The organism is Paucibacter soli (assembly GCF_037482845.1).
GTDB classification, from domain to species: domain Bacteria; phylum Pseudomonadota; class Gammaproteobacteria; order Burkholderiales; family Burkholderiaceae_C; genus Paucibacter_B; species Paucibacter_B soli.
In genome coordinates, this window is the sequence record NZ_JBBHJW010000004.1 from 334,458 (window position 1) to 351,982 (window position 17,525).

At 69.4% G+C, this 17,525-nt stretch carries 12 protein-coding genes and 1 pseudogene; 6 read left to right on the forward strand and 7 right to left on the reverse strand.

The window, feature by feature from the left end:
* Positions 1-28: 28 nt before the first annotated feature.
* From WG898_RS11385 to WG898_RS11410, 6 genes are all read left to right on the forward strand, one after another.
* Complete coding sequence (locus tag WG898_RS11385; protein ID WP_339602908.1) at positions 29-1,726, forward strand: AMP-binding protein; 1,698 nt, start codon at positions 29-31, stop codon at positions 1,724-1,726.
* Between the two features lie 22 nt (positions 1,727-1,748).
* On the forward strand, positions 1,749-2,711 hold the full coding sequence (locus tag WG898_RS11390; protein ID WP_339602909.1) for a helix-turn-helix domain-containing protein: 963 nt from the start codon (positions 1,749-1,751) through the stop codon (positions 2,709-2,711).
* A gap of 26 nt (positions 2,712-2,737) precedes the next feature.
* Complete coding sequence (locus WG898_RS11395) at positions 2,738-4,417, forward strand: AMP-binding protein (RefSeq protein WP_339602910.1); 1,680 nt, start codon at positions 2,738-2,740, stop codon at positions 4,415-4,417.
* Between the two features lie 7 nt (positions 4,418-4,424).
* On the forward strand, positions 4,425-5,606 hold the full coding sequence (locus WG898_RS11400) for a helix-turn-helix domain-containing protein (RefSeq protein WP_339602911.1): 1,182 nt from the start codon (positions 4,425-4,427) through the stop codon (positions 5,604-5,606).
* A 324-nt stretch (positions 5,607-5,930) separates the two neighbouring features.
* Complete coding sequence (locus WG898_RS11405; protein WP_339602912.1) at positions 5,931-6,236, forward strand: hypothetical protein; 306 nt, start codon at positions 5,931-5,933, stop codon at positions 6,234-6,236.
* Positions 6,237-6,525: 289 nt separating this feature from the next.
* Positions 6,526-8,034, forward strand: coding sequence for an aldehyde dehydrogenase family protein (locus WG898_RS11410; protein ID WP_339602913.1), 1,509 nt, complete (start codon positions 6,526-6,528; stop codon positions 8,032-8,034).
* 6 nt (positions 8,035-8,040) lie between these two features.
* Here WG898_RS11410 and WG898_RS11415 read toward each other — a convergent pair whose 3' ends face one another.
* The 7 genes and pseudogenes from WG898_RS11415 to arsA all read right to left on the reverse strand — a co-directional run bounded on the left by WG898_RS11415 (position 8,041) and on the right by arsA (position 17,499).
* Positions 8,041-8,409, reverse strand: a complete 369-nt coding sequence (locus tag WG898_RS11415; RefSeq protein WP_339602914.1) for a response regulator — start codon at positions 8,407-8,409, stop codon at positions 8,041-8,043.
* Positions 8,384-10,903: a CHASE3 domain-containing protein gene (locus WG898_RS11420; protein WP_339602915.1), complete on the reverse strand. Its 2,520-nt coding sequence runs from the start codon at positions 10,901-10,903 to the stop codon at positions 8,384-8,386. The genes WG898_RS11415 and WG898_RS11420 overlap by 26 nt, the downstream gene beginning before the upstream one ends.
* A 13-nt stretch (positions 10,904-10,916) precedes the next feature.
* A complete protein-coding gene (locus WG898_RS11425) occupies positions 10,917-13,244 on the reverse strand; it encodes an EAL domain-containing protein (protein ID WP_339602916.1) in 2,328 nt (775 codons plus the stop codon).
* On the reverse strand, positions 13,231-13,659 hold the full coding sequence (locus WG898_RS11430) for a response regulator (RefSeq protein ID WP_339602917.1): 429 nt from the start codon (positions 13,657-13,659) through the stop codon (positions 13,231-13,233). The genes WG898_RS11425 and WG898_RS11430 overlap by 14 nt, the downstream gene beginning before the upstream one ends.
* A 76-nt stretch (positions 13,660-13,735) precedes the next feature.
* Entirely contained in the window at positions 13,736-15,085 is a 1,350-nt protein-coding gene (locus tag WG898_RS11435; protein ID WP_339602918.1) for a glutamine synthetase family protein, read from the reverse strand.
* 57 nt (positions 15,086-15,142) lie between these two features.
* Positions 15,143-15,667: pseudogene (locus WG898_RS11440) on the reverse strand (cytochrome b/b6 domain-containing protein); the annotation flags it as partial.
* 53 nt (positions 15,668-15,720) lie between these two features.
* Entirely contained in the window at positions 15,721-17,499 is a 1,779-nt protein-coding gene (gene arsA / locus WG898_RS11445) for an arsenical pump-driving ATPase (protein WP_339602919.1), read from the reverse strand.
* Between the last annotated feature and the right edge of the window lie 26 nt (positions 17,500-17,525).

Below are 17,525 nucleotides of genomic sequence, written 5' to 3' on the forward strand. Positions count from 1 at the left end.
TCCCATGATTGACTCGAGACCGGAACCCATGAATTCAGCCGCCCAAGCTTTTATCGAGGCCCGCGACCTGCTGCTGGCGCATCGCGAGGACTACCAGACCGCCGTGGCGCGCTTCCGCTGGCCGCGGCTGAGCCAGTTCAACTGGGCGCTCGACTATTTCGACGCGATGGCGCTGGGCAATGGCGCGCCCGCGCTGTGCATCGTCGAGGAGAGTGGCGAGGAGTTGTGCCTGAGCTTCGACGCCTTGCGCCGCAGCTCCAACGCCGTGGCCAACCATTTGCGCGCCCTGGGCGTGCGCCGCGGCGAGCGCGTGCTGGTGATGATGGGCAACCAGCGCGAGCTGTGGGAGGCCATGCTGGCCTGCATCAAGCTGGGCGCCGTGGTGGTGCCGGCCACCACCCTGCTGAGCCCCGACGATTTGCTGGATCGCTTCGAGCGCGGCGGCGTGCGCCATGTGATCGTGCAGCCCACGCAGGCGCACAAATTCGATGCGCTGCCGGCGCAGCTGCTGGAGGGCTGTACCCGCGTCGCCACCGGCGCCGCGCCGGCCGGCTGGCAGCCCTTCGATGCGGCCTACGCCGCGTCCGAGGTCTTCATCCCCGATGGCCCGACCCAGGCCAGCGACGCGCTGCTGCTGTACTTCACCTCGGGCACGACGGCCAAGCCCAAGCTGGTGTTGCACACCCACCAGAGCTACCCGGTGGGCCACCTGTCCACCATGTACTGGCTGGGCCTGCGCCCCGGCGACATGCATCTGAACATCTCCTCGCCCGGCTGGGCCAAACATGCCTGGAGCTGCCTGTTCGCGCCCTGGAATGCCCAGGCCTGCGTGTTCATCTTCAACCAGGCCCGCTTCAGCGCCCGCGCCCTGCTGGACACGCTGGCTCGCCACCCGGTGAGCTCGCTGTGCGCGCCGCCCACGGTCTGGCGCATGCTGATCCAGGAGGACCTGGCGGCCTGGGCGCCGCGGCTCAGGCTGCGCGAGCTGATAGGCGCCGGCGAGCCGCTCAACCCGGAGGTCATCGCCCAGGTGCAGGCCGCCTGGGGCCTGACGATACGCGATGGCTTCGGCCAGACCGAGACCACCGCCCAGGTGGGCAACACGCCCGGCCAGCCGCTGGTGGCGGGCTCCATGGGCCGGCCCCTGCCGGGCTACCAGATCGCGCTGCTGGACGCCGAGGGCCGCCCCGCCGACGAGGGCGAGCTGGCGATCTGCCTGGAGCCGCGCCCGCTGGGCCTGATGCCCGGCTACGAGGGCGATGCCGAGCGCAGCGCCGAGGTGATGCGCGCGGGCCACTACCGCACCGGCGATGTGGCGCGGCGCGATGCCCAGGGCTTCATCACCTATGTGGGCCGGGCCGACGATGTGTTCAAGTCCTCCGACTACCGCATCAGCCCCTTCGAGCTGGAGAGCGTGCTGATCGAGCATGCCGCCGTGGCCGAGGCCGCCGTGGTGCCCAGCCCCGATGCGCTGCGCCTGGCGGTGCCCAAGGCCTTCATCATGCTGCGCGAGGGCAGGGCGCCCGATGCCGCCACCGCCGCCGACATCTACGCCTTCTTACGCACGCGCCTGGCGCCCTTCAAGCGCATACGAAAAATCGAATTCTGCGATTTGCCCAAGACCATCTCGGGCAAGATCCGGCGTGTGCAGCTGCGCGAGCTGGAGCGCCAGCGCAGCGATCAGCAGCAGGGCGTTTGCCCGGCCCATGAGTTCCCCGAGCCCTAGCCTCAAACCGACGGAGTGCCCGATGTCGCGTGTGTTCGAACACCAGTCGCAGGATGTGGACGATCAGGCCAAGGCCCTGAACGGCTGGCGCCAGGCCTATGAGCAGCTGGGCTGCGGCCGTTTCGACGGCTATGCCTGGCAGCTCGAGACCGAGGAGGGCATGCTGCTGCGCGAACGCACGAACCGCCGGCTGCGCGAGCAGATCACGCCGCCGCCCGAACACATCGCGCTGGCCATGCCCACCATGGTGGACGCCGGCGCCGTCTTTGCCGGCCGGCCGTTGGGCTGCGAGTCGCTGATGATATTGACCAGCCAGGATGAGTACGACGTGGTCACCACCGGCGAGCTGGACCTGGTGGGCCTGTGCGTGCACCGCGATCTGCTGGCACGCTGCCTGCCCCAGGCCAAGCAGGGTTGGCTGGAGCAGGCCGAGCGCGAGCGCAATCTGGCCCTGCCGCCCGACGCAGCCGCGGCGATACGCCAACAGCTGCAGACCATCAACGCGCAGGCGACGCAGCAGCATCGGCACGACGCCCAGGCGCGCAGCGACTGGGTCTCGCAGGCGCTCAGCGACACCGTGGCGCTGGCCATGCAGGGCGATGGCCAAGATCCGGCCACCGCGCTGCCGCGCCGCGCCGACACGCGCATGCGCGTGGTCAGGCGCGCGCTGGACTTCATGCGCGCCAATCTGCACAACGACATCGGCATCCCCGAGATTTGCATCGCCGCCTGCACCAGCCGGCGCAGCCTGCAGTACTGTTTTGAGGAATTCCTGCGCACCACCCCGCAAGCCTATCTGCGCGCCTTGCGGCTCAACGAGGCCAGGCGCACGCTCAAGCTCACGGCCGACCAGCCCATCACGGCCGTCGCCACCACCCTGGGCTTCAGCAGCGCCAGCCATTTCACGCGGCATTACCGGCTGATGTTCGACGAGCTGCCCTCGGACACGCTCAGGCTCAACGGCCCCATGCCCGGTTGTCTCTAGGACCCACTCTCTTCTTATCTATGCAGATGCTTTCATCCCGCCCCATCGAGGGCCTGTCACGGGTGCGCGGCGCCAGCGACGTAGCGCTGAGCGAGGACACCGTGTTCCAGCTGCTGGCAGATGCCGCCGCGCGCTGGCCCGAGCGCGAGGCCGTGGTGTTTGTGGAGCAGGGCCTGCGCTGGAGCTGGGCGCAGCTGCTGGAGCAGGTGCAGCATGCCGCCGCCGGCCTGTGGCGCCTGGGCGTGCGCAAGGGCGACCGCGTCGGCATCTGGTCGCCCAACCGCGCCGAGTGGCTCATCACCCAGTTCGCCACCGCGCGCCTCGGCGCCATCCTGGTCAGCATCAACCCGGCCTACCGGCTGTCGGAGCTGGAGTACGCGCTCAACAAGGTGGGCGTGAGCGTGCTGGTCAGCGCCGCCGCCTTCAAGAGCAGCAACTATCTGGGCATGCTGCAGAACCTGGGCGTGGGCTCGCAACAGGGCCAGCCGCGCCTGCCGCATCTGCGCCTGGTGGTGCGCCTGGGCGAGGAACCCACCGCGGCCATGCTCAACTGGGCCACCGTGATCGAGTTGGGCGCGCAGCAGATTGCCGCGCTGCCGGCCGCCAGCACGCTACGCTGCCACGAGCCCATCAATATCCAGTTCACCAGCGGCACCACCGGCGCGCCCAAGGGCGCGACGCTGACGCATCACAACATCGTCAACAACGCCCGCGCCGTGGCCGCCTGCATGCAGCTCGACGAGCGCGACAGCCTGTGCATCCCGGTGCCGCTGTACCACTGCTTCGGCATGGTGCTGTCGGTGCTGGCCTGCGTGAGCCGGGGCGCCAGGATGGTGTTTCCGGGCGAGGGCTTCGAGCCGCGCGCCACCCTGGCCGCGGTGCAGGCCGAGCGCTGCACCGCCCTGCATGGCGTGCCCACCATGTTCATCGCCGCGCTCAACCACCCCGATTTCGGCCAATTCGATCTGCGCTCGCTGCGCACCGGCATCATGGCCGGCGCACCCTGCCCGATCGAGGTGATGCGCAAGGTGCAGACCGATATGAATATGCAGCAGGTCACCATCGCCTATGGCATGACCGAGACCAGCCCGGTGTCCTTCCAGAGCGCGGTGGACGACCCGCTGGACAAGCGCGTTGCCACGGTGGGCCGCGTGCTGCCGCATCTGGAGGTCAAGATCGTGGACTTCGAGGGCCGCATCGTGCCGCTGGGCGCCACCGGCGAGCTGTGCACGCGCGGCTACTCGGTGATGCAGGGCTATTGGGGCGACGAGGAGCGCACCCGCGAGGCGGTGCGCGAGGGCTGGATGCACACCGGCGACCTCGCCACGCTGGACGAGCAGGGCTATTGCAATATCGTCGGCCGGCTCAAGGACATGGTGATACGCGGCGGCGAGAACATCTATCCGCGCGAGATCGAGGAGTTTTTGTTCCGCCACCCCAAGATCGCCGCCGTGCAGGTGTTCGGCGTGCCCGACGAGCGCTACGGCGAGGAGTTATGCGCCTGGATCATCACCCGCCCCGGCATGGCCTGCACCGAGGACGAGGTGCGCGAGTTCTGCCGCGAGCAGATCGCCCATTACAAGCAGCCGCGCTATATCCGCTTCGTGGACGAGCTGCCGGTGACGGTGACCGGCAAGGTGCAGAAGTTCGTGATGCGCGACGCCATGATGCAGGAGCTGGGGCTGAGCCTGGTCGAGAGCGCCTAGCCACCTTATGACGCTGCCGGCGCAACCCTTCTTCGCCACGCCCGCACAGCGCCTGGCCTGGGCGCGGCAGCGCTTCTTCGAGCGCGGCGAGGCGCCCAGCGGCCTGCTCGGCGAGGCGCTGATCCAATCCTGGCAGCGCTGCGTGCGCGCCGGGCGCGAGGGCAGCGAGCGGGTGGCGCTGGAGCCCGTCAGCGCGTTGCGGCTGGACAGCGCGCTGCGCCGCAGCCGCCAGCTCTGCGAGGCCGCGGCCGAGTCCTTCCAGCGTCTGGAGCTGGCCCTGGGCGGCAGCGGCTGCCGCCTCTTGCTGGCCGATGCCGAGGGCATGATCGTGCGCCTCAGCCAGGCCCCCGCCAGCGCCGCCAGGGATGAGGGCGTGCTGCCGCAATTGGCGCGGCTGGGCGTGAACGTTTCGGAGTCGCTGCTGGGCACCAACGCCCCCGGCGTGGTGCTGCGCACCGGCCAGGCCTGCAGCGTCAGCGGGCCCGAGCATTTCTTCGAGCAGGTGGCCGCCATCCACTGCGCCGCCGCACCGATACGCGACACCCAGGGCCGCCTGGCCGGGGTGCTGGACCTGTCCATCGAGGCGCCAAGCGGCTTTGGCTTCGACGCCCAGCCGCTGGTGGGCCTGTATGCCTCGGCCATCGAGAACCGGTTGCTGCGCGCCCAGTCCGAGCAACACCTGGTGGTGGAGCTGCAGGCCAGCCCGGAGCTGCTGGGCACGCCGCTGGCCGGCCTGCTGGGCATTGCGCCCGATGATGGACGACTGGCCTGGATGAACGCCACGGCGGCGCGCCTGCTGGGGGCGCGCGATGATGATGATGGTGAGGGCCGGCATGCCGAGGCGCTGCTGGGCCTGGGGCTGAGCGCCTTGCTGGCCCACAGCCGGCACGCCGAGCTGGCGCTGCTGCACCTGCCCAATGGCCTGACGGTGTGGGCACGCGTGCAGCTGCAGGCGCGCGACGGGCTGCGGGGTGGCGTGGTCGCTGCCGCTGCGCCACAACCGGCTGCGCCGGTGGCCGCTGCGCCGCTGGCCGCCGAGGCGACGAGCGCGCCCAGCCTGGTCGATGCGAGCCGCGAACTGATTGCCACGACGCTGCAGGCCTGCGGCGGCAACGTCAGCGCCGCGGCGCGGCGCCTGGGCGTGTCGCGCGGGCGGGTGTACCGGCAGCTGCGCGAAGGCGCGCGCTGAGCGGCTGAGCGGCTGAGCGGCGAGGCGTTCATCCAAGAGCTTGGGTCAGGCCCGAGCCCGACACTGGATTGACGGATAAGCGGTACGCCGAGGCCACTGCGGGCATCCCCGCAGCTTCCGGGTCGAGCAGCCGCCCATTCATAATGGCCAGCATGCACGCCCCGTATTCGATCCAATCCCCAAGCACCGCCGGCATCGGGCTGGGCGGTTCAATTCAACCCGGTTTATCCACCGCCGGCCGCGCTGGGCTGCGTGCCGAACGCCGTGTGGCGGCGGATGAACGCTGACGGTTAGGCTCCTCGAATACCCCAGAGGGAGACAGAAGTGGCATTCGACATGTTCGCCAATGGCAATCACGAACGCATCGACCATCACGAAGAGTTCCTGTTCGCCCTCGCTGGCGAGAACGAGGCAAGATATCCCGAACTTCTCGCTGTTTGGGAGAGGTTTTACGACGATCCTCACATATCCGCACGACAGGCTGGAGTCTTGGTGCACGAACTCATTGAGCTGCTGACGCAAAACGGCGGTATAGCAAACAAGCCTCTTGCCCAAGTCGCTGCGAGGCTTTTGTCATTCTTCAGTTTGGCGTACAAGTCCAACATAGAGGTGACGTGCAGCAGTGACTGAGGCGCCCAACGAAGCTGTCCAAAAACCCCAATTCCACAGCCGCACCCACCGCTCAGTAGGCATGACTGCCTGCGAATTCGGATTGCCGGGTTCATCGGCGTCGTCGGATTTGTGAGTCGGCCTTTCGGCCTCTGATGGCGATTGCCGGCGACCAGCCATGGCCCCCCACCGGCTGTTCCACGACGGAACAGTTCCACCCCTGGGAAACTCCCAGGCCCCCGCGCTGCGGGGCATTTCCTTAGCCTTGAGTCCGCTTCCTCCCCCCCACTCAACGCCAAAGGATCGCCCCATGAATCTCTCCGACATCAAGCACCTGCTGTCCGCGCCCACCAGCGCCTTTCTGGCCCGCCATGCGCATCGCATGTTCATCAATGGCGAATGGGTCGGCGCGGCCAGTGGCAAGACCTTTGCCAGCGTGAATCCGGCCAGCGAGGAGGTGATCGCCCAGATCGCCAGCGCCGGCCCCGAGGATGTGGACCGTGCGGTGCGCGCCGCCCGCGCCGCCTTTGACGAGGGCCCCTGGGGCAGGATGCGGCCGGTGCAGCGCCAGCGCCTGCTGCTCAAGCTGGCCGATCTGGTGGAGGCCCATGCCCAGACCCTGGCCGAGATCGAGTCCATAGACAACGGCAAATCGGCCGGCATCGCGCAGGCGGTGGACATGGCCCTGGTGGTGGACTTCTTTCGCTATATGGCGGGCTGGGCCACCAAGATCGAGGGCAGCACCTCCGAGCATTCGATTCCCTATGCGCTGCAGGCCGAGTTCGTGACCTACACGCGCCGCGAGGCGGTGGGCGTGGTGGCCGCCATCGTGCCCTGGAACTTCCCGCTGCTGGTGGCGGCCTGGAAGCTGGGCCCGGCGCTGGCCGCCGGCTGCACCGTGGTGCTCAAGCCCGCCGAGCAGACGCCGCTGACGGCGCTCTACCTGGCCGAGCTGATCGCCGAGGCGGGCTTTCCGCCCGGCGTGGTCAACGTCATCACCGGCGACGGCCCCGGCGCCGGCGCGCCGCTGGTAGCACATCCGCTCGTCAACAAGGTCAGCTTCACCGGCTCCACCGAGGTGGGCAAGCTGATCGGCCATGCCTCGGTCGACAATATGACGCGCTTCACGCTGGAGTTAGGCGGCAAGTCGCCGGTGATCGTGCTGGACGATTGCGACCCCGCGGTGGCCGCCGCCGGTGCCGCCAATGCGATCTTCTTCAACCATGGCCAGGTCTGCTGCGCCGGCTCGCGCCTGTTCGTGCAGAAGAAGATGTTCGACCGCGTGGTGGCCGACATCGCCCAGATCGCCAGCGCCATGCCCATGGGCCATGGCCTGGATCCCGCCGCGCAAATGGGCCCCCTGGTCTCGCGCGAGCAGATGGAGCGGGTCTGCAACTACATCGATGTGGGGCGGGCCCAGGGCGCCAGCGTGGTGGCGGGCGGCGGCCGCCAGGGCGAGCGCGGCTTCTTTGTGCGGCCCACCGTGCTGGCCGATGTGGAGCGCACGCACCGCGTGGCGCAGGAAGAGATCTTCGGCCCGGTGCTGGTGGCCATGCCTTATGACGATATCGACCAGGTGGCCGCCTGGGCCAATGATTCGCCCTATGGCCTGGGCGCCAGCATCTGGTCCAACAACCTGTCCAAGGTGCACCGCCTGATTCCCAAGATCAAGGCCGGCACGGTCTGGGTCAACTGCCATAGCGCGCTGGACCCGGCCATGCCCTTCGGCGGCTACAAGCAATCGGGCATAGGCCGCGACATGGGCCGCGCCTCGCTGGACGCCTACCTGGAAACCAAGTCGGTGTTCATGGCGGTTTAAGGCCTGTCAAGGCTTCGCCAAGGCGCGCGCGATGCTTTCCAGCAGCTGCTTGTAGCGCAGCGGCTTCTCGAGATAGCCGTCGAAGCCTTCGGCGAGCAGGCGCTCGCGGTCGCCCTTCATGGCCAGTGCGGTGAGCGCAAACACCTTGAGCCCGGCCGTGGCGGGCTGGGCGCGCAGGCGCTTGAGCGTCTCGATGCCATCCATGCCGGGCATTTGCACGTCCAGCAGTATCAGCTCGGGCGGCTGCGCCAGCGCGAGTTCCAGGGCCTGCAGGCCGCTGCTGGCGGCCCAGGCCTGGTGCCCGCCCAGCGCCAGTACCTCGGTGGCCAGGCGCAGGTTGCGGGCATCGTCATCGACGACCAGGATCGTCGCCATGGCCATCATCCTCATGCAAGCCCGAACTTGAGCCGGAACCGTCCGGCGCGGGCGGGGCGGGGGGCTCAAGGTAGGGCAGCCACACCACGAAACGGCTGCCCTCGCCCGGGCGGCTCGCCACGCCCACGGTGCCGCCGTGCAATTGCGCCAGGCGGTATACCAGCGACAGCCCCAGCCCTGTGCCTGCGTGGCGGCGCGCCAGCGAGCTGTCGACCTGGCTGAAGGGCATGAACAGGCGCGGCAGTTCGGTGGCGGTCATGCCCGCGCCATTGTCCTCCACCGTGATGGCGACGAAGGCCTCGCTGTCGCCCGGCGGCAGCGGCATCAGCCGCGTCGGGCCGCCGGCCGGCAGGGCAAGTTCGGCGCGCGTGCAGCGCTGCGCCCGCAGGCTGACGGCGCCGCCATCCGGGGTGAACTTGATGGCGTTGGAGAGCAGGTTGTAGACGATCTGCTTGAGCTTGCGTTCGTCCGCGAGCAGGTCGCCGAGGTCGTCGGCAAGCTCGGTGCGCAGCTGGATGCGCCGCTCCAGCGCGCGCCCACGCAAGAGCTGGGTGCTGGCATGCAGCAAGGCGGCCAGATCGAGGCGGGCGGGCTCCAGCAGCAGCGTGCCGGCCTCGACCTTGGCCAGGTCCAGGATGTCGTTGATCAGGGCCAGCAGATGGCTGCCGGCGTCGAAGATGTCCACCGCGAAGTCGTGTTGCCTGGGTGTCAGCGCGCCGGCCGCGCCGTCCTTGAGCATCTCCGAAAAGCCGATCACGGCGTTCAGCGGCGTGCGCAGCTCATGCGACATGCTGGCGAGGAAATCCGATTTGGCGCGGCTGGCCTGCTCCAGCTGGCGGGTGCGTTCGGCCACGCGCCGCTCCAGCGTGGCGTTGAGCTCGATGATCTCGCGTTCCGCGCGCTTGCTGGCGCTGATGTCGCGCACCGTGACGATGGCCAAGAGCGCGCGCCCGTCAGCGTCGCGCGCCAGCGTGCCGCCATAGCTGAAAATTCTTTGCCAGCCCGCCTGCAGCTGGCGCACATTCAGCACCCAGTCGCGCAGCGTCTCGCCACGCATGATGCGGGCCAGCGGCCATTGCGGCACCGTCAATAGCGCGCCATCGAGTTCGCGCAGCTCGAAGCTGGTGGCGAACTCCGGCATGCGGCGCAGATAGTCCGCCCGGTCGCTGAAGCCATGCATGGCCATGGCGGCGCGATTGAAGTACAGCACCTCGCCGTCCAGGCTGGAGACCACCACGCCCTCCTCGATGTTCTCCAGCACGGTCAGCAAGCGCGCCTCGCTGTCGCTCAGCTGCGCGGTGCGTTCCTGCACGCGCTGCTCCAGCAGCAGGTTCTGTTCGCGTGCCTGGTGCTCGGCCTGACGTTCCAATGTGGCGTCCCGAAACACCAGCACCACGCCGCTCAGGGCTCCGCCGGCGCCGACGATCGGCGCCGCGCTGTCGGCGATCGGATACTCCCGGCCATCGCGCGCCAGCAGCAGGGTATGGTTGGCCAGCCCTTGCTGCAGGCCGCTGGCGAGCACCTGTGCCACCGGCAGCACCGCGGCCGCGCGCGTGTATTCGTTGACGATGCGGAACACCTCGTCTACCGGCCTGCCCAGCGCCTCGTCCAAGGGCCAGCCGGTGAGGCGTTCGGCCACCGCATTCATGCGCGTGACGCGGCCAGCGGTGTCGGTGGCGAGCACCGCGTCGCCGATCGAGTGCAGGGTGATGGCAAGGCTTTGCTCGCTGTCGCGCAGGGCCGCTTCGGCGCGTCGGCGGCGCTCGAAGTCGCGGCGCAGCACCAGGGCCGCAAGCGCGACGCCGGCGATGGCCAGCAGGGTGCTCGCCGCCAGGGTGGTGTTGAGCCGGTCGACGCTGGCCTGCTCCTGGGCCGCACGCACGGCCAGCTGCTGCGCTTCCTCGGCGTCCATGCGTGCAATCGCGCTGCGCAGCCCATCCATCATCTGCTTGCCCAGGCCGCTGGCAACCAACTTGATGCCGGCCGCGCTGCCCAGCTGGCGGCGCGCGTCCACCACCCGGCGCGCATGCGCGATGCGCTCGCGCGCCAGCTCGTGGAGCTGTGCCAGGCGTGCGCCTTGCTGCGGGCTGCCGGCAAGCAGCTCGGCCAGGGCCGCCACATGCTGGTCGAAGTTGGCGGCACCGCGCTCATAGGGTTCGAGGTACTCGGTCGCCCCGGTGAGGGCATAGCCGCGACTGCCGGTCTCCACATCCTGCAGCTCGGACAGCAGCAGCTGCAGCCGCCGGCGCACCTCCTGGGTTTGCTCGACCCTGGTGTTGCTGGCCTGCGCGTCACGCCCGCTCAGATAGGCCAGCGCGCTAACCACCAGCAAGGCGCACAGGCCCACGGCCAGAACCGCGTAGACCAGGCACTCCACTGTGGCCCCCTGCAAGCGCTGGCGCGCCGTTTGCAGTCGCAGTTGCGACCCGACCGCGAGCGCCAGCGCGCCCAAGGTCAGCAAGGCGAGCGTGGTGGCGATGGGGGCCGAGAGCATGCGGCCTCAGGCCTCAGGCGGCAAAGGCATCCGGGTGCTGAGCCCGCGCCTGCTCCATGCAGGCCTGCAGGCGCCGGTTCTCCACCAGCGTCTCATAACGCTTCAAGGCCTCGCGCACATTGTCCGCGAGTTGCTTGTCGTCCCAGGGCTTGGTGAGTACCTTGTAGACGGTGCCGCGGTTGATGGCCTCGATCACCGATTCGAGCTCGGTATAGCCGGTCAGCAGGATGCGGATGCTGTCGGGATGCAGCTCGCGCACCGCCTCCAGAAAGACCGAACCGCTCACGCCGGGCATGCGCTGGTCGCTGATGATCACGCCCACCGCCGTGGTGGCCAGCAACTCGAAGCCGCCGGCCGCGCTGGTGGCGCTCAGCACCGCGATGCCCTCGCGCCGCAGCAGGCGCTTGAGCGCGCCGATCACGCCCAGGTCGTCATCCACCACCAGCACCGTGGCGCTGGACGCGGCGTCGGCGTCGGAGAGGGGCAGGCGGCGCTCCTCGCGCAGCCATTGGCCCAGCTGCTCGGCCGGCAGCGGGCCGGTGAACAGATAGCCCTGCATTTCCTCGCAGGCGTATTTGCGCAGGTAGCCGAACTGGCTTGCGTCCTCCACACCTTCGGCGATGGTGGCCAGGCCCAGGTTGTGGGCCATCGCCAGGATGGTGCGCGCCAGCACCGCCGCGCTGCCCTGGGTGGCCACGTCGCGCACAAAGCTGCGGTCTATCTTGAGGCGGTCGATCGGGAAGCGTCGCAGATAGCTGAGCGAGGAATAGCCGGTACCGAAGTCGTCCAGCGACAGCGTCACGCCCAGGGCTTTCAGCTCATGCATGATGGCGATGGTGCGTTCGGCGTCCTCCAGGATCAGGCTCTCGGTCAGCTCCAGCTCCAGCCATTCGGCGGCCATGCCGCTGTCGGCGAGCGCGCGCTCCACCGCCTCCACCAGGCCGCTGGAGCGGAACTGCTGGGCCGACAGGTTGACCGCCATGCGCAGCGGCTCCAGCCCCTGGGCGACCCAGCGCTGCTGCTGCATGCAGGCTTCGCGCAGGGCCCAGGCACCCACGCGCGGCATCAGGCCGCAGCTCTCCAGCAGCGGGATGAAGCTGGCCGGCGCCACCGTGCCCTTGACGGGGTGCTGCCAGCGCAGCAGGGCCTCGGCACCGACGATGGCGCCCGAGCGCATATTCAGCTGCGGCTGGTAGTGCAGCATGAACTCGCTGCGCTCGAGCGCGCGGTGCAGGTCGCCCTCCAAGGCCAGTTGCGCGGCGGTGTCGCGTTCCAGCTCGGGCCGGTAAAAGCGGATCTCGGCGTTGGCCGAGGCATCGGTGGCGGCCGCGCGGGCACGCGACAGCAAGCGATCCAGCTGCTTGCCGTCCGAGGGATAGACCGCGACCCCGACGACCGCGTTCAGATAGGCTTCGCCGCCGCTCACCGGCAGCGGCGCCAGCAGCTTGGCGAGCAGCCCGGCGGCGAATGGCTGGATCGCGGCCGGGTCGGCCGAGCTGCCGATGGCGACGGCGAATTCGTCCTGCGAGAGTTGCGCCACCATGCCACGGCCGGCGCAGTAGTCTTCCAGGCGCTGGGCCAGCACGCGCAACATCAGGTCAACGGCCGCCTGCCCATGCACGCGCCCAAACAGGTCCAGGCGCTGCAGGTGGATGTCCAGCAATGCCAGGCTGCCCTGCTCGGCGCAGCTGGCGGAGGCGGCGAGTTGTGGCAGGCGCTGCGCCAGCAGGGCACGGCCGGGCAGGCCGGTTTGCGGGTCGTAATAGGCCAGATAGCGCACCCTGGCCTCGGCCGCCAGGCGCTGCTGCTGCTGCAGCAGATGCTCCAGCGCAAACGAGATGTCGCCGGCCACCTCGTCCAGCAACTCGATGATGTCGGCATCAAAGCAGCCCACCCTGGAGCCATACAACTCCAGCAGACCGATCACCTGCTCGCCTTCGCGCAGCGGGATGCTGGTCATCGCGCGCAAGCCCTGCGCCAGCGCCTGCGCCACCCCGGGGCTGGCCGGCTGGCTGGCGGCGAGCTCATGGCAGACCAGGGGCTGGCCATCGCGCAGCGCGCGCCAGCCCAGCGACTGGCCGGTTTCCCGGCTTGCCTGGCAGATGTGTTCGGCGATGCCCCAGCGGTCGCCACAGCTGGCCATGGGTCGCAGGCGGCCGGTGTCGCGCTCCAGCAAGCCTATCCAGGCCAGCTCGAACAGTCCCGACTCCACCGCCAGCCTGCAGACCTGGTCGTACAGGCGGTCGGGGCTCTCGGCGCGCACCAGCGCGCGGTTGATGCCGCTGAGCAGACGGTACATATCGCCGGCAAGCACGCCCGGCGCGCTGTCATTGGGACGCATGACGCTCCCCCTGCGCGGGATCCAGGCCCGGCAGCGTACTTGCCAGCAGGCGCAGCAGGCACTGGCTCAGCAGCCAGCGATCCACGGGTTTGCCCAGGAAGTCCGCCGCGCCGGCCGCCAGGGCGCGATGGCGCGCCGCCGCATCGTCCAGCGCACTCACCACCACCACCGGCACGCCGGACAGCAGGGCGTCAGCCTTGAGCCGGTGCAGCAGCTCAAAGCCGTCCATGTCGGGCATGATCAGGTCGAGCAGGATCAGGCTGGGCGGCTCCGCCACGGCGCTGCACAAGGCATGCGCGGCGCTGGCGGCATGCCTGGCCTCATAACCTTCGGCCTCGATATAAGCGTCCAGCAAGCGCCGGTTGCGCGGCTCATCATCAATGACCAATACCAATGGCCTGGCAGCTGGTCCCATGCGCCCCCCTTTTTTTTGGCTGAACATGGCTAGCTCGTCAACAGCATACCGCGGCAATGCCGATTGAGCTATCGCGTCAGGCTTGCGGCAACAGATAGCGCAGCTCCCAGGCGCTGATCTCGTTCAGCCAGCTCTCGTGCTCCAGGCTCTTCACCGCCAGAAAGGCCTGCACAAAGGGCGCGCCCAGCAGGCGCGGCGCGGCACTGCTGGCCGCCAGCTGGGCGTGCGCGGCAAGAAAGCTGCGCGCTAGCGTATGGGCCTGTTCGTAGGCATTGCCCGCTATAGGCGCGCTGGGCCTGAGGCGCTCCTGCATGCCCGCCAGACCGGCGGCGAGCGTGGCGGCGATGGCCAGATAGGGGTTGGCGTCGGCACCGGCGATGCGGTTCTCGACCCGCCTGGCCGCGGCGCCGCTGACCGGCACGCGCAGGCCGGTGCTGCGGTTGTCGTGGCCCCACAGCAGATTGATGGGAGCCTGGCTGCCCGCCACATAGCGGCGGTAGGAGTTGATGAAGGGCGCAAACACCAGCATCAGATCGGGCAGATAGGCCTGCAGGCCGGCGATGAACTGCGCGAAGGCCGGGCTGGCGCTGCCGTCGGCCTGGCTGAAGATATTGCGGCCCTGGGCATCGACGACGCTCTGGTGCAGATGCATGGAGCTGCCGGCCTGGCCGGCGATGGGCTTGGCCATGAAGACGGCGTTCAACCCATGCTTGAGCGCGATCTCCTTGGCCGCGTACTTGAAGAGAAAGGCCTGGTCGGCGGCCGCCAGCGCATCGCCATGCTGCAGATTGATCTCGTACTGCGACAGGCCCATCTCGTGGATCCAGGTGTCTGCGCCTATGCCCAGGGTGGCCAGCGCGGCATGGAATTCATCCCAGAAGGGCGCCAGCGCGTTGCGCATATTCAGGCTGAAGGCCGATTGCCCGACCTCGGCGCGCCCGCCACGCCCTACCGGCGCGGCCAGCGGCAGGGCCGGGTCGGTGTTGGCGGCGCAGAGGTAAAACTCGATCTCGGGCGCCACCACCGGGTGCAGCCCCAGCGCGCCGTAGCGCGCCAGCACGGCCTGCAGCACCGAGCGCGGCGCAAAGGCGCAGAGCTCGCCGCTGCTCTCCACGCAATCGTGGATCGCCAGATAGCGCGGCTGGCTGGCCCAGGGCACGGGCCTGAGCGTGGCCGGGTCGGGGCGCAGGCGCACGTCCGGGTCGGAATCCGGAAAGATCGGGTCCGAGGAATAGGCCCCGGTGATGCACTGCATGGGGATGGCCTGGGCGATGCGCAGCTCGGCGCCGCCCGCATAGCCGGCCGCCGGCATGAGCTTGCCGCGCGGATAGCCCGAGACGTCGGGAAAGATGCACTCCACCTCGCGCACGCCCTCGCGCTGGAACTGCTCGGCAAGCTGGCTGGGGCTGGTGGGGTGCTGGATCATGGGGGCGGCTTTCCTTCTTGCGGCTGATTGCGCCGCCCCATTGTCTCAGTCGTCTGCGGGCGCGGCCCGCTTGCGGCCGGTGATCATGGCGGCCACCAGGTTCTCGCGGTGCAGCCAGCTGGAGACGATCACCGCGGCGACATGCAGCCCCACCAGGGCCAGCATCAGATGGGCGATGGCCTCATGCGCCTCTTCCAGCCATGCGCCTCCCAGATCGTTGTAGCTGGCCCAGCCGCTGGCGCTGAGCAGGGCGCCCAGGCCCAAGAGGGCCAGCACCGCCAGCGCGCCGGCCGGGTTGTGGCCCGCATGGTGTTCGGGCCGGCCCTGCAGCAGCGAGCGCAGATAGCGCGCCACGGCGGCCGGGCCGCGCACAAAGCTGGCGAAGCGCGCATGCTTGCTGCCGACCAGACCCCATAGCAGGCGAAAAGCCACCAGGCCCGCCAGGGTGTAGCCCAGGCTCACATGCACCAGGCGCCAGCGCTCGCTCTCGGCCGTGAGGTAGGCGCCGGCAAAGCTCAGCACCATCAGCCAGTGGAACAGCCGGGTGGGGAGATCCCAGATCAGGGGGCGTTGGGTAGACATGGCGCTTTTTCTTTCCTTGCGTTGCTGGATGAGGCCATGCTGCGCGGCGGCGCTTAGCGCCGTCTTAACAACAACTTGCTCAGCCCTTCGGTGCCCACCGGCTCCTCGGCCTGCAGGGGCACGATGGCATGGCGCGCCGCGTGTTGCTGCGCCACCTTGGCGATCTGCGCGCGCTCCTTGAGGGCGCGCTGCTGCAGCAGCGCGGAGTGGCTGGCGGGCGCCGCCGCCACGCTCATATTGATCACCCAGGCCCAGGGCGCTATGCCGGCGCGCTGCAGATCGGCCTGCAGCAGCGCCGCCTCCTGCACCGGCGTGTCCTCGGCCAGGGTGACGATCAGCACCTTGGTGCGCGCCGGGTCCTGCAGCTGCATCATCGGCGTGGTGAAGTGCAGGCCCTGTGCCCGGCCCTGCATCTGGCGCGCAATCTCGCGGTGGTAGGCGCCGGTGGTGTCCAGCAGCAGCAGGGTGTGGCCGGTGGGTGCGGTGTCCATCACCACGAACTGGCGGCCGGCCTCGCGAATGATGCGCGAGAAGGCCTGGAACACCGCAATCTCCTCGGTGCAGGGCGAGCGCAAGTCCTCTTCCAGCAGGGCGCGCCCCGGCGCATCCAGGTGCTTGCCCTTGCTGGCCAGCACCTGCTCGCGGTAGCGCAGCGTCTCGGCCTGCGGGTCGATGCGGCTGACGCGCAGATGCTCGAGCTGGCCGCTGAGTGTTTCCGTCAGGTGGGCGGCCGGGTCCGAGGTGCTCAGATGCACCGGCAGGCCGCGCTGCGCCAGCGCCACCGCCACGGCTGCAGCCAGCGTGGTCTTGCCCACGCCGCCCTTGCCCATCAGCATGATGAGGCCATGGCCGCTGGTGGCCAGCTCGTCCACCAGCGTGGCCAGGTCGGCCGCCTGCAGCGGCGACGCTGGCGGCATTGAGGCAGGGGCCGGCAGCGGCGGATCGGTGCCGAACAGGCCGCGCAAGGCCGCCAGACCCACCAGGTCGTAGGGCTTGAGCGGCAGCTGCTCGCAGGGCAGATCGCGCAGCGCCGCGGGCATGGCGGCGAGCGCCGCCTGTTCGCGCCGCACGATGGCGGCGGCCAGCGCGTCGCCCTGGGCCTCGGCCAGCGGCAGCACGCCGTTGACGACCAGGAACTGGCGCTGCATGCCCACGCGCAGCAGCTCCGCATGCGTGCGCGCCACCTCGCGCAGCGCCGAGGCCTGGGCGCGCGCCACCAGCACCAGGCGCGTGCGCGCCGGGTCGGCCAGCGCCGCCACCGCGGCGGCATATTGGGCGCGCTGCTTCTCCAGCCCGGCCAGCGGCCCCAGGCAGGAGGCGTCGCCCTGGCCGGCCTCCAGAAAGCTGCTCCAGGCGCCCGGCAGCTGCAGCAGGCGGATGGTGTGGCCGGTGGGCGCGGTGTCGAACAGCACATGCTCGAAACGTTCGCCGAGCGCCGGGTCGGTGAGCAGGCCGGTGAACTCGTCGAAGGCGGCGATCTCGGTGGTGCAGGCGCCGGACAGCTGTTCCTCGACGCCCTTCAAGGCCTCGGCGGGCAGCACGCTGCGCACCGGGTTGACGATGCGATCGCGGTAGCCCTGGGCGGCGGCCTGCGGGTCGATCTCGATGGCGCAGAGATTCGGCACCGCCGCGATCGGGGTGATGGTGTTGCCGATGCCGAGCCCGAACACCTGGCCCACATTGGAGGCCGGATCGGTGCTGACCAGCAGCACGCGCTTGCCGGCATCGGCCAGGCGCAGCGCCGCCGCGCAGGCCAGCGAGGTCTTGCCCACGCCGCCCTTGCCGGTGAAGAAGACAAAGCGCGGCAGGTTTTTTTCGTCAAGCATCTGCATGGCCCTTAGTGTCGCCCGGACCGCTG

Bases quoted from the DNA above. Each gene is read 5' to 3' on its own strand.
- WG898_RS11385 (WP_339602908.1), top strand. From the start codon at position 29: ATGAATTCAGCCGCCCAAGCTTTTATCGAGGCCCGCGACCTGCTGCTG.
- WG898_RS11390 (WP_339602909.1), top strand. From the start codon at position 1,749: ATGTCGCGTGTGTTCGAACACCAGTCGCAGGATGTGGACGATCAGGCC.
- WG898_RS11395 (WP_339602910.1), top strand. From the start codon at position 2,738: ATGCTTTCATCCCGCCCCATCGAGGGCCTGTCACGGGTGCGCGGCGCC.
- WG898_RS11400 (WP_339602911.1), top strand. From the start codon at position 4,425: ATGACGCTGCCGGCGCAACCCTTCTTCGCCACGCCCGCACAGCGCCTG.
- WG898_RS11410 (WP_339602913.1), top strand. From the start codon at position 6,526: ATGAATCTCTCCGACATCAAGCACCTGCTGTCCGCGCCCACCAGCGCC.
- WG898_RS11415 (WP_339602914.1), bottom strand. From the start codon at position 8,409: ATGGCGACGATCCTGGTCGTCGATGACGATGCCCGCAACCTGCGCCTG.
- WG898_RS11420 (WP_339602915.1), bottom strand. From the start codon at position 10,903: ATGCTCTCGGCCCCCATCGCCACCACGCTCGCCTTGCTGACCTTGGGC.
- WG898_RS11425 (WP_339602916.1), bottom strand. From the start codon at position 13,244: ATGCGTCCCAATGACAGCGCGCCGGGCGTGCTTGCCGGCGATATGTAC.
- WG898_RS11430 (WP_339602917.1), bottom strand. From the start codon at position 13,659: ATGGGACCAGCTGCCAGGCCATTGGTATTGGTCATTGATGATGAGCCG.
- WG898_RS11435 (WP_339602918.1), bottom strand. From the start codon at position 15,085: ATGATCCAGCACCCCACCAGCCCCAGCCAGCTTGCCGAGCAGTTCCAG.
- arsA (WP_339602919.1), bottom strand. From the start codon at position 17,499: ATGCAGATGCTTGACGAAAAAAACCTGCCGCGCTTTGTCTTCTTCACC.